General features: G+C 42.1%; 14 protein-coding genes. 3 read left to right on the top strand and 11 right to left on the bottom strand.

Translation table 11 applies throughout. The annotated features are described in order from the left end of the window. Positions 1-13: 13 nt before the first annotated feature. Both ctlX and GKD17_RS04505 read right to left on the bottom strand, forming a co-directional pair. Positions 14-955: a citrulline utilization hydrolase CtlX gene (gene ctlX, locus GKD17_RS04510; protein ID WP_007837013.1), complete on the bottom strand. Its 942-nt coding sequence runs from the start codon at positions 953-955 to the stop codon at positions 14-16. Further along, complete coding sequence (locus GKD17_RS04505) at positions 948-1,868, bottom strand: dimethylarginine dimethylaminohydrolase family protein (RefSeq protein WP_005846048.1); 921 nt, start codon at positions 1,866-1,868, stop codon at positions 948-950. Before GKD17_RS04505 ends, ctlX begins: the two co-directional genes overlap by 8 nt. A gap of 117 nt (positions 1,869-1,985) precedes the next feature. On the opposite strand from GKD17_RS04505, the gene nth reads away from it, so the two are divergent. Beyond that, entirely contained in the window at positions 1,986-2,630 is a 645-nt protein-coding gene (gene nth / locus GKD17_RS04500; protein WP_032936629.1) for an endonuclease III, read from the top strand. Here the strand turns inward: nth and GKD17_RS04495 are convergent. Genes GKD17_RS04495 through GKD17_RS04485 form a run of 3 tightly spaced genes read right to left on the bottom strand, consistent with a single transcriptional unit; the run spans position 2,625 to position 5,295 of the window. Beyond that, a complete protein-coding gene (locus tag GKD17_RS04495; protein ID WP_007837009.1) occupies positions 2,625-3,401 on the bottom strand; it encodes an MBL fold metallo-hydrolase in 777 nt (258 codons plus the stop codon). The genes nth and GKD17_RS04495 overlap by 6 nt on opposite strands. Positions 3,402-3,409: 8 nt before the next feature. Then, positions 3,410-4,423, bottom strand: coding sequence for a UDP-N-acetylmuramate dehydrogenase (gene murB / locus GKD17_RS04490; protein ID WP_007836996.1), 1,014 nt, complete (start codon positions 4,421-4,423; stop codon positions 3,410-3,412). An 11-nt stretch (positions 4,424-4,434) separates the two neighbouring features. Beyond that, on the bottom strand, positions 4,435-5,295 hold the full coding sequence (locus tag GKD17_RS04485; protein WP_007836994.1) for a DUF4348 domain-containing protein: 861 nt from the start codon (positions 5,293-5,295) through the stop codon (positions 4,435-4,437). A 111-nt stretch (positions 5,296-5,406) separates the two neighbouring features. On the opposite strand from GKD17_RS04485, the gene pheS reads away from it, so the two are divergent. Both pheS and GKD17_RS04475 read left to right on the top strand, forming a co-directional pair. Further along, positions 5,407-6,441 (top strand): phenylalanine--tRNA ligase subunit alpha, encoded by a 1,035-nt coding sequence (gene pheS / locus GKD17_RS04480; RefSeq protein ID WP_007836992.1) that lies wholly within the window; start codon positions 5,407-5,409, stop codon positions 6,439-6,441. Positions 6,442-6,568: 127 nt separating this feature from the next. Continuing rightward, entirely contained in the window at positions 6,569-7,765 is a 1,197-nt protein-coding gene (locus GKD17_RS04475) for an MFS transporter (RefSeq protein ID WP_007836988.1), read from the top strand. Here the strand turns inward: GKD17_RS04475 and GKD17_RS04470 are convergent. From GKD17_RS04470 to GKD17_RS04445, 6 genes are all read right to left on the bottom strand, one after another. Beyond that, complete coding sequence (locus GKD17_RS04470; RefSeq protein WP_007836986.1) at positions 7,762-8,904, bottom strand: hypothetical protein; 1,143 nt, start codon at positions 8,902-8,904, stop codon at positions 7,762-7,764. The genes GKD17_RS04475 and GKD17_RS04470 overlap by 4 nt on opposite strands. 89 nt (positions 8,905-8,993) lie before the next feature. Beyond that, positions 8,994-9,587 carry an aminotransferase class IV family protein gene (locus GKD17_RS04465; protein WP_007836969.1) on the bottom strand — a complete coding sequence of 198 codons (594 nt, stop codon included), beginning with the start codon at positions 9,585-9,587 and terminating at the stop codon, positions 8,994-8,996. After that, positions 9,571-10,554, bottom strand: coding sequence for an aminodeoxychorismate synthase component I (locus GKD17_RS04460; protein WP_007836967.1), 984 nt, complete (start codon positions 10,552-10,554; stop codon positions 9,571-9,573). The genes GKD17_RS04465 and GKD17_RS04460 overlap by 17 nt, the downstream gene beginning before the upstream one ends. Before the next feature lie 340 nt (positions 10,555-10,894). Then, on the bottom strand, positions 10,895-12,928 hold the full coding sequence (locus tag GKD17_RS04455) for a glycoside hydrolase family protein (RefSeq protein WP_007836966.1): 2,034 nt from the start codon (positions 12,926-12,928) through the stop codon (positions 10,895-10,897). 19 nt (positions 12,929-12,947) lie between these two features. Then, positions 12,948-13,949, bottom strand: a complete 1,002-nt coding sequence (locus GKD17_RS04450) for a family 43 glycosylhydrolase (RefSeq protein WP_032936459.1) — start codon at positions 13,947-13,949, stop codon at positions 12,948-12,950. Beyond that, positions 13,946-14,914 (bottom strand): glycoside hydrolase family 43 protein, encoded by a 969-nt coding sequence (locus GKD17_RS04445; RefSeq protein WP_007836962.1) that lies wholly within the window; start codon positions 14,912-14,914, stop codon positions 13,946-13,948. Before GKD17_RS04445 ends, GKD17_RS04450 begins: the two co-directional genes overlap by 4 nt. Positions 14,915-14,917: the final 3 nt, after the last annotated feature.

Below are 14,917 nucleotides of genomic sequence, written 5' to 3'. Positions count from 1 at the left end.
AGCTTTTTATTATTTAATGTTTTTCTTTCTTCAAGAATATTTCCGCCATCATGCAACGGGCACTTCCTCCTCCCAGCGTTTCAATGGTAGGGATGGGCATGGGAAGCAACGCGTTATACTTAGACAGCCGTTGTAACTGGCCTTCATCCAACGAATCGTAAGCACTTTGAGACATCACTAGAAACAATGCACCTTTCCCGTTCTCCACCTGAAGCATATTTCCGGCAAAGTGATGCATCTGTTCCTCGGAGATGGCGATGATTTCTTTCCCTGTCTGCCGCAAGATGTGGCAAACCTGCTCACGCTCTTCCACGTCATCAATGCTGTCCAGACAAACGACCGCATAATCTGTTGCCACACACATCATGACGTTGGTATGATAAATGGGCAGACGTTGTCCGTTTACAGTCTGATAGGCGCGAAAGGGCACTGGAATAAAGTTCTGTTCCTTGCAGAACCGACCCAATAATGCTTCGTCCACCCGTTGCGACAAAGCCGCGTATGCATAACGGTTCACTCGGTCCAGAATGATTCCCCCGGTCCCCTCCAGGAAGCGGTTTTCTTCCTCAAAACCTGTATAATCTACCTTCCGACGGATGCTGAACCCCTCCGACTCTATCCGCTGCAAGATATCCGCCCGTCTTTCCGCCCTGCGGTTTTCCGCAAACATAGGATACAGCACCACCGTTCCGTCGTCGTGAAAGGACACCCAGTTGTTCGGAAATATGGAATCCGGAGTATGAGGTATCGGGGTATCCTGCACCACTATTACCTCTATGCTGTTTGCACGCAACTTATCCACCATGCCCCGAAATTCCTTCAAGGCACAAGCTTGTACTGTCTCACCTGCCGCAACTGTCCGCTGCTGGAAATAATTGTTGGCCGCTGTTTCTTCATTGAACCCGAAGGCTACGGGTTCCACCATCAAAATGTGGTTTGTTGTTTGTTTAGTCATTTTCTCGGATTAATGGTAAGGTGGAGCAGCGCAACAGTCCGCCCATCTTAGATATTTCATAATAAGGTACACGCTCTACCGTCATTCCCCATACCTCTTCCATAAAGGTATTCAGGCGGATAAAGTTCTTTTCAGAAACCACCACCTCAGGAGAGATGGAAAAGACATTCGTATTCATATAGTACATCTCTTCCCGCGTTATTTCAAATACATTCTCCCTGCCGAACAAATCGAGCAGAGTATGATAATCCTGAGGATACATAAATCCGTCCTTATAAATAATCGCATGCCCTTTCCCTACCGGCATAAAGGTACAATCCAGATGCAGAATCCCCGCACGTGGATCTGTATTATGTTTTTTCAGCTCCAAGGGGATGAATATCTTCCCCGGACAGATTTCTTTCAGAAAGGAAAAAGCATATCGGTTGGTACGTGCCGTCTTCATCTGCGGATAATCGGGCTGGGTATAAAGGCCTACAAACACAATATTATTGTAAAGCACCACATCACCTCCCTCTACGTGCGCCTTTTCGGGAAGGTTGAAAATCTTGTTATAAGCTATCTGATTATAGACCACTTCGTAAGCTTCCTTCTCATCTTCCCTGTTGGGGATGATGTTGGAAACAATAATCTTGTCGTCAATCACAAACCCCACATCACGGGCAAACACCTGATTACAATTCTCCAGTGTCCACGGGCGATAGACCTGTACCCCATATTTCAACAATACGCTTTCAAAGCATCTCATCTCTTTGAAAATATCTTCTTCATGGGGATATATGTTATGCAATACGGACTCGTATGACTTGGCGTCATAAGTTTCTTCCAGCGTGGGGACCTTCCCTATGGAACCGGGTTGTCCAAGCACCACAGCTTTCAATGTAGAAGTTTCATTCTTTACGTTAAGCTGCATAAATCTAATATATTTATGCAAATATAAGAAGTTTACTCAACTAAACAAATGAATTGCCCGAATAATTCTACCTTATTGATTTATCAATTATATTTGCAACCGAAAAAAGAAGGTAATATGAAAAAACAAGAACTTTATAACAAGGTGATCGCTTATTTTCAAGAAACGATACCTGTTGCCGAAACTGAACTTCATTACAATAACCCATTCGAGTTGTTGATAGCCGTTATCCTGAGTGCACAATGCACGGACAAACGGGTAAATATGATCACCCCTCCTCTTTACCGGGATTTCCCGACTCCTGAGGCACTGGCCGCTTCGACGCCGGAAGTGATTTATGAATACATACGGAGTGTAAGTTATCCCAACAACAAGGCAAAACATCTAGTAGGCATGGCGCAAATGCTGGTGAAGGATTTTCATAGCGAAGTACCGGGAACATTGGAAGAACTGATTAAACTGCCGGGAGTGGGACGCAAGACGGCTAATGTCATTCAAAGTGTAGTATTCAACAAAGCGGCCATGGCAGTAGATACACATGTGTTCCGCGTGAGCCACCGCATCGGACTGGTTCCTCAAACCTGCACCACACCGCTGGCTACCGAGAAATATCTGATGAAGTATATTCCGAAGGAGATTGTGCCCACCGCACATCATTGGCTTATTTTACACGGAAGATATGTTTGTATGGCACGGACACCGAAATGTTCGGAATGCGGATTGAACGGATTGTGCCGGTATTCGTTGAAACCGGCTTTATAAACTAATTCTCATTCCATCGTATGCAAAATGCACATGCGGCGGCAATAACCGTTCAGCATCAGCATGTAATCCCATATGATGACTCATGTGAATAAAATAAGTTTCCCCGGCTCCTATTCTTTGTGCATTGTCCAAAGCCTCCTTCAAATTCTGGTGGGTATGGTGAGGCTGGGGACGCAATGCATTCATTACCAACACATCCAGTCCTTGCAACAAATCATATTCAGCCCCGGGCATCGTCAGCATATCGGTAATCCATGCCATCTTGCCGATACGGTATCCCAAAATGGGCAATTTGCCATGCATTACCCGAAGAGGTGTCACTTCTACTTTGTTTCCTTCGGGATTGCCGATAATAAAAGGAGAACCGGGAACAATTTCCTCTAATGTAATACGGGGAACTCCCGGATAAAGATGTTCGGCAAAACAATAAGGAATACGCTGGCGTAAACGCTCTGCTGTATATTGTTCGGCATAAACCGGCACATCACGAAAACGACAGAAAGGACGCAAATCATCCAAGCCTCCTACATGGTCATAGTGTTCGTGAGTAATCAAAACACCGTCCAACGGTTTGAAATCGTTCAACCGTATCATCTGTTCACGGAAATCAGGACCACAATCTATCAGAATCCGGAGCCCTTCCGTTTCTATCAGTCCCGAACAACGCAAACGGTTGTCCCGGGGATCGCTGCTGGTACATACCGGACATTTGCACCCTATTTCGGGTACTCCCGTAGACGTTCCGCTGCCTAGTATTGTAATCTTCATATTATACTTTATATAAAATTCACTTCGGGAGAGATAGCTACCCCGAACTTTTGAAGCACAGACTCCTGTATCCGTCTGGCAAGAGCAATCACTTCATCTCCCGTAGCGCCTCCACAGTTCACCAAGACCAACGCCTGTTTAGAATGAACACCCGCGCGCCCTATTTGTTTGCCTTTCCAGCCGCAACGGTCTATCATCCATGCAGCAGGAATCTTCACCCGATTGCCATCCACTTCATAATGTGGCATATCAGGATACTGTTGCTGTACTATTTCAAACTGCCTGCGTGGAACAATCGGATTCATAAAGAAACTTCCGGCATTTCCCTGCACCCGGGGATCGGGCAACTTGGCTTCACGCACGGCAATAATCACCTTCCTTACATTCTCCAATGCCACCTCACCTCCTCGCTTTTCCAATTCGCCACGCACATTTCCATACTCCAGATTAAAAACCGGCTGCTTACTTAAACGATAAGTGACGTAAGTCACTATATATTTACCTTTCAAATCTTTCTTGAAAATGCTTTCACGATAAGCATAACGGCATTCCTCTTTGGTAAAAATCCGTTTCCTGCCGGTTTCCACCTCGACGGTTTCCACACTTACAATCAAATCTTTTGCCTCAACACCATACGCACCGATATTCTGAACGGCAGAAGCACCCACTTCACCGGGAATCAATGACAGATTTTCAGCACCATACCAACTGTTCTTCACGGTATATGCCACAAAATCATCCCACACCTCACCGGCTCCTGCCCTTACCTCTATTTCCTGTTCGTTTTCAGTAACCACCTCATACCCCCGGATAGCCGAATGCAGGACAGTCCCTGCATAATCACCTTTAAAAAGCAAATTGCTTCCTCCGCCGATATGCAACCAGTTACCGGCCATCAGGTTTTTATCCGACAAGATGGATTGCAGCTCTGTCACCGATTCATATTCCACAAACAAAGATGCCTTCACATCCATACCAAATGTATTATGAGGCAACAGAGAATAGTCTTTTATTTCCTTCATTTACAATCAAATCAATCGCTCAGATCCTCAAACTGCATCAGTTTCCATAGACCGTGCCGCCGTTCAAAATAGAGCGTATTATTAAATCCATTGCCAAAACCTTTCATTTCAATCACTTTCGTATTGGAATGCACATTCTCGTTCTGGCCATAGTTCACATTTGTCAAATTCTCACGAGGCAACACAGGCTGGAATGCGAACCATTGTCCGGCCTCCAAAGTCGTTTCCAGTATCTGAAACTCGTCTTCGGGATCAGCAGTCACAAACTTCAACGGTTCGTGCAAACGTGACAACTGGAAAACAGAATCATTGGCAAAACGTTCATAAAACTCAAAGAAGTCCTCCTTACCGGTATCCTCTCTCGGCATATCCGCGAAATCTATGGCTTCCAGTTTCCACAGCCCCTTCAGACGCTCAAAATAATACCGCTTGATTTTTCCCTTCTTCAAGTAAATCCATTCTATCTTGACACTGGTAAGCCCCGTATCTTTCTCCATTTCCATATCTTCCGCCTTATCGAACAGAACTGTATAGGCATCTTGCCGGCTGAATAAAGGATCGTGTTTCCATTGGTCCTTTTCAATGTGCTCTTTCTTTTCCATTGTATAATACGGCAAAGGGAACACGATGCGTGACAATTGTAACTTTTCATCACTGGCAAAATTGTAGAAAAAGTCGGCAAAACTTTCGTCGGCCGTAGCGGGAACCATTGGTTCTTCCTCTACCGCAGCCATCGCTTCTGTTGTGTCCGGGGGTGCAGTCAGCGAATCAATCTCCTCAGTAAGCGTCTCGAAGGGGTCCATTTTCTTTTTTCCACCTCCACAGGAGCTTATCAGCATAAGCAGACAAACTCCGATTATTAGTTTTCTCATTTTCTATATTTAGAAAAAATCGATGCAAAAATATCGTTTTTTTTAGTTTTCAGCAAAATATATGGGTTTAATTCGCTAACTTTGCGGTCATTAAAAAATAAAGAAGAAACTATGTTAGCTAAAATAGAACAATTACTTCAGGAAATTGAAGGCTTGCAAGCAGCCAATGCGGAAGAATTGGAAGCCTTGCGCATTAAATATCTTAGCAAAAAAGGAGCGATTAATGAGTTGATGGCAGACTTCCGCAACGTACCTGCCGAGCAGAAAAAAGAGGTGGGCATGAAACTGAACGAGCTGAAAAACAAGGCTCAGGAACGTATCGCTACATTGAAAGAAGTTTTTGAAACCCAAGATAACGGTGCCGCCGAAATGGATCTTACGCGTACGGCTTATCCCATCGAACTGGGAACACGCCACCCGCTGAGCATTGTAAAAAATGAAATTATTGATATATTCCATCGACTGGGCTTCAGCATTGCCGACGGTCCCGAAATAGAAGACGACTTGCACGTATTCACTGCCATGAATTTTGCCGAAGACCATCCTGCACGTGATATGCAAGATACTTTCTTCATCGAAGCCAGTCAGGAAGATGTGAAAAAGAACATCGTGCTTCGCACTCACACTTCTTCCGTACAGGCAAGAGCTATGGAACATTCGCAACCTCCTATCCGCATCATCTGTCCGGGACGTGTATACCGCAATGAAGCGATCAGTTATCGTGCCCATGCATTCTTCCATCAAGTGGAAGCACTCTACATTGACAAGAATGTATCATTCACTGATTTAAAGCAGGTATTGCTATTGTTTGCCAAAGAAATGTTCGGCGAAGATACTCAAATCCGTTTGCGTCCGTCCTATTTCCCGTTCACCGAACCAAGTGCCGAAATGGATATCAGTTGCAATATTTGCGGCGGAAAAGGTTGTCCGTTCTGTAAAGGCACAGGCTGGGTGGAAATTCTGGGATGTGGTATGGTGGATCCGAATGTATTGGAAGCCAACGGCATTGACAGCAAAGTTTACTCAGGCTATGCGCTAGGTATGGGTATTGAACGCATCACCAACTTGAAATATCGTGTAAACGATTTACGATTATTCTCTGAAAACGATACTCGCTTCTTGAAAGAATTCGAAGCAGCCAATTAATAATGTGTCAATGTGACCATGTGCTGATATGCCAATTGCCATGCGGAATAGAACGCGGTCAATTGGCATATTAACATATTGCCACATTAGCATATTGATACATTGACATATTAGCACATTATTGCTCATGAAGGACAAGCTGATTACCAAAAATTATATAGAAATACTGGCAGCCAATTTTCTATTATTCTTTGGATTCTGGTTACTGATGCCTGTATTACCTTTCTACTTGGCGGAAGTTTTCGACGCTAACAAAACAACTATAGGGGCCGTACTTTCCTGTTACACCATTGCCGCCCTGTGCATACGGCCTTTCTCCGGCTATCTGTTAGATACCTTTGCCCGCAAACCGCTTTATCTGTTGGCTTATTTCACTTTTACCGCCATCTTCGGAGGATATCTCATTGCAGGAACACTCACCTTATTTATTTTATTCCGCATTATACACGGAGTATCGTTCGGCATGGTGACAGTCAGCGGAAATACCATTGTCATTGATATCATGCCTTCTTCACGCCGTGGGGAAGGATTAGGATATTATGGGCTGGCAAACAATATAGCCATGTCCATCGGACCGATGACCGGACTCTTCCTGCATGATGCAGGAGCAGACTATACGCTTATCTTCTGTTGCTCATTAGGTTCCTGCCTGATAGGATTTCTCTGCGCCTCATTGGTAAAGACCACCTACAAACCTCCTGTAAAACGAGAACCTATATCATTGGACCGTTTCATTTTGCTTAAAGGAATACCGGCAGGTTTCAGTTTGTTATTACTATCCATCCCTTATGGCATGACCACCAATTACGTTGCAATGTATGCCAAACAAATAGGTATCCAGGCATCTACCGGTTTCTTTTTCACCTTTATGGCATTGGGAATGGCAGTTTCCCGTCTTTTCTCCGGACGCCTGGTAGACCGGGGAATGGTTACTCAAGTTATTGAAGCCGGCCTGTATCTGGTCTGCTTCTGTTTCTTCGGTTTGAGTTCATGCGGATGGCTGACAACATGGAGTCTGCAATGGACCACTTATTTTCTGTTCACCATAGCTCTTTTACTAGGTATTGGGTTCGGAACCATGTTTCCTGCCTATAACACGCTGTTTGTGAACTTGGCCCCCAACAACCAGCGTGGTACGGCAACCAGCACCTACTTAACTTCGTGGGATGTAGGTATAGGCGCCGGCATGTTATTGGGCGGATATATAGCAGAAATAGCCACCTTCAAGATGGCTTATCTATTCGGAGCTGCACTCACTGTTATCTCGTTATTTTATTTTAGAAGCAAAGTGGCCCCTCACTTCCACCAACATAAGTTGCGCTAATCTTTATATGTCAGCACCATGATATGGGAAAGCCGATCGTTTACAACTGACAATTGGGTTGAAAGAATAAACGAATGGAATAAAGGAGCATTTTCCAACAGAAATGCCGGCAAATAAGGCTCGAAACGTTCCGGGTTGCGGGAAATCTTGTTCATGTCCGCCACAAGCATAAAGGCTGCGTCACGTGAAAGATTAGCTACACATTCATTGAACAATGTCCTGCTATTTCTTTCATATGCCTCTTCCATATAATCTGCCATGGAATCTTTATCAGCAGAAATAATCAAACTATCTTCCCTTATATCTGGAATATTTTTCAATTTTTCGGCCATCTGGTTCACACAACCGCATGAATCAGGCATAAAAGTATCTCCAGTGAGATACACCACATCGCTGTTCATGTGAAAATCAAACTCACTCCAACAGCTACTATTATCCTGCAGGAAAGGCATAGACGGTGTACGTCCGTATAAAGTCAGGAAATTATGCGTTTTCTTTTTCTGCATCGCTTTGGCAAACACGGGATCATTGCTCAATGCTTTCTCCTCATCCTCACGCGCATCAATCACTTTCTCTATCAAACTTTTCTGATAACTCACCACATAGAACCCCGCCTCACTATAGACAGCTAGAAAATCATTATTGCCCAACGGATAGACTGCTATATTTTTTCCTCTGTATTTTTCTTTTTTAGGTGAAAAACTTCCCGGAGTTCTCTCTAACAACATATCTCCCAATGTTTCCTTATCATCAGCCCCCATACGGAAATATACCACCTGGTCACGCGGAGTACCCGGAGAATGGAAACTGACCACCACCCGGCTCATCTTACTGCTCAGACCATGAGCAGTATTAGTGGTATATTCGTTCAAACCTCCCAACACATAATTAAATAAACCGGGAAACTGGAAATTACCCAATTCTTCAGAATAATTCAGTTGAGGAAATTCATTCAGAAAATAATTAATATTATCACTCTCCAACACACCGATGCAATCAGCCGGTACAAGTGAGAAGAGATTGATCTCACGACTCTTATCCGTCAGGCTTAATTTAGCAAAGCCGTAAAAGCCCACAGCCGTACAAAACAATACCACTGATAGCACCATACCCAACTTGGCAACTGTCCGCAATCTCATACCCTACCTGTATTTATATTTTTTTTGCAAATATAGCAAATTATTTAAGGAAACAAACAAAAATCTTCAAAATTCCACCTTCTTTCTTATTATTCATAAATGGTTCCGGTAGAAAGTTCCAACGCTCCCCATTTAATCATAGCGTTAAATAACCTAACAAAAGAATAAGAAGATAGTTCTTCCGGCCGGATATTTTTTTCTTTTATAATTCCGCTGTCAATCAATGCTGTACGGCAAGTTCCTCTCAACAAAGGTAATTTAGGTGTAAACCAATCCTTACCATCAAACAAGGCAATATTAGCTATGGAAGTATCAGTCAGCAGTCCGCGTCTGACAATTAAAATATCATCCCGTTCTCCACGGCAGGCAAAAAGCCGGTTTAAAGCTTCCCTGTCTGTACTTTTATAAGTATAATCTATATCATCCGAATAAACCAACTGCAAAGAATGTACCGGACGCATCTGATAGGCTTCATAACTAATTTCTTTTATTCCACCGCCATCATAAATCACCCTACATTTCATTCCGCTCATCTCCGGTGTCAATTTCAGGTATTCACCTAATTCTATGCCGGCACAGTCTGGCCAGAAATGATGAAGGGTATTGTTCAGTCTTTCATTATGATAAGACAAATTACACGCTTTTCCTTGTTCTATCCGTATAGTTTCAATAAATGGGTACATAAATCTTCTGTATCATTTCATTATATTCACTTTGTAAATCACTCTTTGAAGTGATTCCTCCCCCCGCCTTATAATAAAGATTCTCTCCTTCCTGTTCTAAAAAACGGATCATCACCGCACTGTCTAAAGTCCTGCCGTCACAATAGCCCATTATACCCGTATAAAATCCACGCTCATAACTCTCCGCTTCTTCAATAATATCTATCGTCTTGGATTTGGGCGCTCCAGTTATGGAACCGGCCGGTAACAAACGAAATATAATATCTCCTATATGCGACGGGTAATCATCGGGCAAGACACCACATATTTCGGAGCTTGTCTGAAAGATAGGCCCCTTATTGGTTTCAAGCCGGTCACAATAACGATACCGGACAACTCTCACCTGTTCCGCCACCATACTCAAATCATTACGAATCAGATCTACAATAGTAGCATGTTCGGCAGTTTCTTTAGGATCATCCATCAACAGTTTTTCCGCATCAGGTAAGGTAGCGTCAATCGTTCCTTTCATGGGGAAAGATTTTATCTCGCCATCTTCTATACGAACAAAAATTTCGGGTGAGAAACAGACCAATTTATCTTTCAACCAAAGTCTATAAAGCGCTTTGGAGTACCGGAACACATCCTCCAAAGTAAGATTAGTACTGACAGGAACTTTGCAAGTCAAATTAGCGAGATAGCTGTTACCTGCCAGAATATTCCGTTTTACGATTTCAAAAGCCTGCCGGTAGTCTGCCAAAGACATTGGAACAAAGTTCCAGCCTATCCGCCCACTGTAACTTTCTGTTACAGTATCCACATTTTTCACTCCATTAAAGTTATAACGGCAACGGGTAGAATCAATCCGGCTTATTTCCTCTATCAAAGAACACTGCTGTTTATAATCTATAATAAAAAGGAAAGGCTTCCGGCTACCCGCCAACTCATTCATACGTTTTATAGCTTCCGGTCTTTTATATTGTTGCATTTTAGCTGTTAAATTATCTTGTAACAATCATTTTTCAAGGGGAACAAAGTTAAGAATTTAAAGTAAACTGTTATCTTAACATAGAGAAATTCTTTCTTTTACTTGTTTTACTCAATAAGAGATGTAAAGTCAGAACAATAATGCCAGTGACGGTAAAAAATTATGCCGGGAACATCTGTAAAGACAATCCCCGGCTTTTTAATATACTTCAGGTATCCTTCCTTAAAGAGAAAGCTGATTTTCTGAAAAAGGACATACCTTTCCCTACAAAAGAAAAGAAAATCAAGTTTTAAATGAAATGCTAATCACTTAACATCATAATAAATTATCAATTTTCAAACTATTTTTTCAAGAACTTCTCGGCACGTCCCGGAGAAAATAATTCCCACAATGAAGCCACTGTCCATCCCGGAGCAAAAATATCATTATAATAGCCTTTACCATTCTTACCGTAGTCCCAGTTAGTATGCTGGACAACCTCCGGATAATATCCTGTTTTGGCAATACCACATCGATGCCCTTCATAGGGTAACAACTGACGCATTGATGTACTGATTACCTGAGAAAAATCCGAAAAACGCTTTTCATTATATTCTTTTGCCAACCAGTTCAATACGTCAGCGAAATCAAAGATAAAGACATCAATATGGTTATTTTCTACAGAAACATTTCCCCAGCCTCTAGTTTTCAACCCTAAATCACCCAACATCTGACCGGGGGCAAAAGGGACATCCCATGTATAGTACCATGACAATGCAAAATAAGCTGCCTTCCTCGCCAACCCAGCATAATGGGCTCGTTCAGCTCCTTTTGTAGCTAAAGCCAGATAGTAAGCGGCAGTTGACGCATACAAAGATGCCTCTTTATCCTCGCAATTAGCATCCAAAGTAGAAGAAAAATAATCGGACTTCGAAATCAATTCCTTTTCCAAATACTCCACCGTATGTTTTGCACTTGCCAAATACCGTTTATCCTTAAAATATTTATATCCCATAACCAATGGCAAAGTTGCCGAAGGGGTACTTCCCCCACTCTTGTCTACAATAGAAAAGTCATCTTTAAACTTACGAGGAAAACTACCGTCCTTATTTTGTAAATGCAGAAACATATCCAACATACTTTTTATACGCTTTTCCCACTCAGGATGTTTACGACCTTGCAGTCTTTCGTAATTCAAAAAATGAAGCAGGGCATATACCCCTTCAGACTGACGGCGGATACTATGAACAGACTCTACAAAATTACGCCTATAATGTACTACTTCATTAAAGAAACCCGTTTCCGAAAATCCATTCTGCAAATAAGAATCAAAAATTTTATAAGCATTCGTCACCAAATCCGTACGACGCTGCTGTTCTCCATATTCCAATGCATTAAAAGCATTCAACAAAGTACGTCCCACAAAACCCACTTCGGCAACATCCGTTTGGTCACAAGTAGCCGTACGCAATTCCACCCCCGAATAATAATGAGTAGGAGTATTTCCGACAAAGCTTTCCACGAAGAAATTACTCATCACTTCCTTCATTTTCTCAGGAGAATAAGGTGTATTTACAATTTGAGGACAGTTTGTATCATAAGAATATTCCCAAATATGCTGCACACATTCTGAAAAATCAGCAATTTCCGACTCATGTAATTCCCAAGTCAGAGAAAGACTCTCACCTTTACGTAATAATTGATAGACCTCAACCGAAGGAGCCAATGTCAATTTACGAATATAAGTTTTAGGAGCTTCCTTGTAAGGAAACCCAAAAGACAAAGAAGCGATACCCGAGAGGTTTTCAAATCCTGTATAACCTATAGAGGTTTTACCAGACAATATCACTTCCCCTTCCTTATGGGTAGTCAAAGCATCCGAAGCCATATTATCCAGCCGGATAACAGAATATGTTTTCCTATTCTTTTCATCAAAAATAGCAGTCAAGGGAGTACTTAAACGGTCTTCACGGACCAACCAGCTATCCGAGGTATGAAAAGACGGCGCTTCTTGAGGAGAACGCAAGTTACGACGATACCAAAATCCAGGCATATAAAACAAACAATCATCATGATGACAACCAGTCATTACCTGCTCACCAAAATTGAAATAAACATCATCCAATGCAGTCATAAAAATGACAATACGCTGGTTGCCGTCTTTTTCTTCAACATTCTGATAAATCACCACAGGTAATTTATCGGCCGCCACCCACTGATATTCAAAATTACTATTATCCAATTGCTGCAAAGTCAGCGGATACCGCTTCGCATCATTACCAGGCACTTTCAAAGCAATGGAAGCCGAAACATTTTCCGGTGTATAGTTCACAGCTTCCGCACAAGTCATTCCTGCCAGACACACCACACTACATACAAAGTTTTTCCAATTCATATTTTTATGTATTTATTAATTACAATACAGGTTTTTCCGATTTCAATGAGGGAGAATCCGTAGCTACCACAGGCCATCCGTCTTTCCAACTTATTTTATCCATCATCAAAACACGCCCTTCAGGATGCTTTGTGGCCACTGCATGATAAAATACCCAATCATTACCCACTTTATCAGTCACAATCTCCGAATTGTGTCCTGTTCCCACAAACGAACTATTCTTATGAATCAACACTTCATGTTGGTTATCCATCATTGTCCTCCCGTTCTTATCAACATAAGGTCCAAACAAATTTTCTGAACGAGCAACTACAGTAGTGTAAGTGCTATTCAATCCTTCACAGCAAGTCCCTATGGAAGCAAAAAAATAGTAAAAACCTTCTTTTTTATGAATATAAGTTCCTTCATAAGCTGTACCAGCCACCTGCCGAGGCTTCTCCCCTTGTTTTACTGAAAGACCGTCCTCACTTAATTCAATGCCATAAATGCCCCGAAAGCTGCCCCAAAACAAAAATTTCTTTCCGGCATCTTCTATATAGAAAGGGTCAATAGAATTCTGTACATTAATCTCGTTACTCCGAAACATCAGACCATGGTCTTTAAATGGCCCCGAAAGTTTGTCTGCCGTAGCGCAACCGATACCACAGGTCCACTCACCTCCCCATTTAGACATAGAATAATAAAGTACATACGTATCACCTATCTTATTAATATCCGGAGCCCATAAGCCTCCACCCGGTTCAAAATCAGGACGCGTTCGATCCGTGAATGCTGTACCTACCCATTCCCAATTAATCAAATCCTTGGAACGATGGATCGGCAAATTACGAATATCTTCGGTTGCATACAAATAATAATAACCATCACCACCTTCTATAATAGTAGGATCGGGCAGACTATAATCTATCACCGGATTCCGGTAATAGCTGGTTTTATCACCATCAGGCATTTCTTCTTGCGCAGACGATGATGAGCAAGACACCAAACAAAAGCAGATAGACAGGATCAAATTTTTTCTCATTGCAGTAATTTAGGAGTTATATATTCTTTACTGATTCTCATACGGTCTGTTCCATTCACATTCTCAAAATTTACCGTACCAATATACATAGCACGCGGATGAATATTACTTTTATCTTTGTGGGCATGGAATACAATACGAAGTTTTCCCTCTTTATCAGTGAACATGGCGCTATGCCCTACACCTACCAACCCACCAGGATTTTGCAATAATGGATTTTCGTCGTATTTAGCCCATTCCCCCATTATATCGGTAGCTGTAGCACAACCTACACCATAGAATGGACTTTCATAACTATTCGCAGAATAAGTCATATAATAAATTCCATTGTGTTTGAGAATATAAGAACCTTCATTGACTCGAGGCCACACTTCCTCCCAAGCCTGTGAAACATGAATACAAGGGCGCATCGTTTCTTTCTTAAGGGTTATCAAATCTTTTTCCAACTCGGCTATCCATACATTATTCCCATCATTAAAACGGACAAATGACAAATAAGGAGTACCGTCATCATCCATGAAAAAAGAATTATCAATACATTTCTCCTCAACAATCATAGGTTCTTGCTTATTTTGTATAAATGGTCCTACAGGGGAATCTGCCACTGCTACACAAATATGCTCATCTGCCGAATAATACATATAAAATTTACCATTCACTTCATATACTTCCGGTGCCCAAAACCAACGGTCTGCCCATGAATCCTTCTTATTCAAAGCCAGCCCTTTATATTTCCACGTTTTTAAATTATCCGAGATATAAACCTCTATTCCTTCATCCGAGTGAGTACCATAAGCATAATAAGTCCCATTGTGCAACAATATAAACGGGTCACCCAGTGGAACAGGTATTTCCAGCTCTTCCACAATTATTTCATTCACATTCTTATATTCTGAGGAACATGACTGACAAGAAGTCAATGTCCCCAACATCAATAACCAAATAAAAATCAATTTTTTTTTCATAAT

This window comes from Phocaeicola dorei, assembly GCF_013009555.1.
GTDB lineage: Bacteria > Bacteroidota > Bacteroidia > Bacteroidales > Bacteroidaceae > Phocaeicola > Phocaeicola dorei.
Note: the sequence above shows the minus strand (reverse complement) of the source record. Positions and strands in the feature narration are given on the sequence as shown.

What these genes read in the sequence shown, in the direction of transcription:
- GKD17_RS04465 (WP_007836969.1), bottom strand. Translation starts at nt 9,587, where the DNA reads ATGTACCCATTTATTGAAACTATACGGATAGAACAAGGAAAAGCGTGT.
- GKD17_RS04445 (WP_007836962.1), bottom strand. Translation starts at nt 14,914, where the DNA reads ATGAAAAAAAAATTGATTTTTATTTGGTTATTGATGTTGGGGACATTG.
- GKD17_RS04450 (WP_032936459.1), bottom strand. Translation starts at nt 13,949, where the DNA reads ATGAGAAAAAATTTGATCCTGTCTATCTGCTTTTGTTTGGTGTCTTGC.
- GKD17_RS04470 (WP_007836986.1), bottom strand. Translation starts at nt 8,904, where the DNA reads ATGAGATTGCGGACAGTTGCCAAGTTGGGTATGGTGCTATCAGTGGTA.
- GKD17_RS04475 (WP_007836988.1), top strand. Translation starts at nt 6,569, where the DNA reads ATGAAGGACAAGCTGATTACCAAAAATTATATAGAAATACTGGCAGCC.
- GKD17_RS04505 (WP_005846048.1), bottom strand. Translation starts at nt 1,868, where the DNA reads ATGCAGCTTAACGTAAAGAATGAAACTTCTACATTGAAAGCTGTGGTG.
- GKD17_RS04485 (WP_007836994.1), bottom strand. Translation starts at nt 5,295, where the DNA reads ATGAGAAAACTAATAATCGGAGTTTGTCTGCTTATGCTGATAAGCTCC.
- GKD17_RS04460 (WP_007836967.1), bottom strand. Translation starts at nt 10,554, where the DNA reads ATGCAACAATATAAAAGACCGGAAGCTATAAAACGTATGAATGAGTTG.
- GKD17_RS04455 (WP_007836966.1), bottom strand. Translation starts at nt 12,928, where the DNA reads ATGAATTGGAAAAACTTTGTATGTAGTGTGGTGTGTCTGGCAGGAATG.
- murB (WP_007836996.1), bottom strand. Translation starts at nt 4,423, where the DNA reads ATGAAGGAAATAAAAGACTATTCTCTGTTGCCTCATAATACATTTGGT.
- GKD17_RS04495 (WP_007837009.1), bottom strand. Translation starts at nt 3,401, where the DNA reads ATGAAGATTACAATACTAGGCAGCGGAACGTCTACGGGAGTACCCGAA.
- ctlX (WP_007837013.1), bottom strand. Translation starts at nt 955, where the DNA reads ATGACTAAACAAACAACAAACCACATTTTGATGGTGGAACCCGTAGCC.
- nth (WP_032936629.1), top strand. Translation starts at nt 1,986, where the DNA reads ATGAAAAAACAAGAACTTTATAACAAGGTGATCGCTTATTTTCAAGAA.
- pheS (WP_007836992.1), top strand. Translation starts at nt 5,407, where the DNA reads ATGTTAGCTAAAATAGAACAATTACTTCAGGAAATTGAAGGCTTGCAA.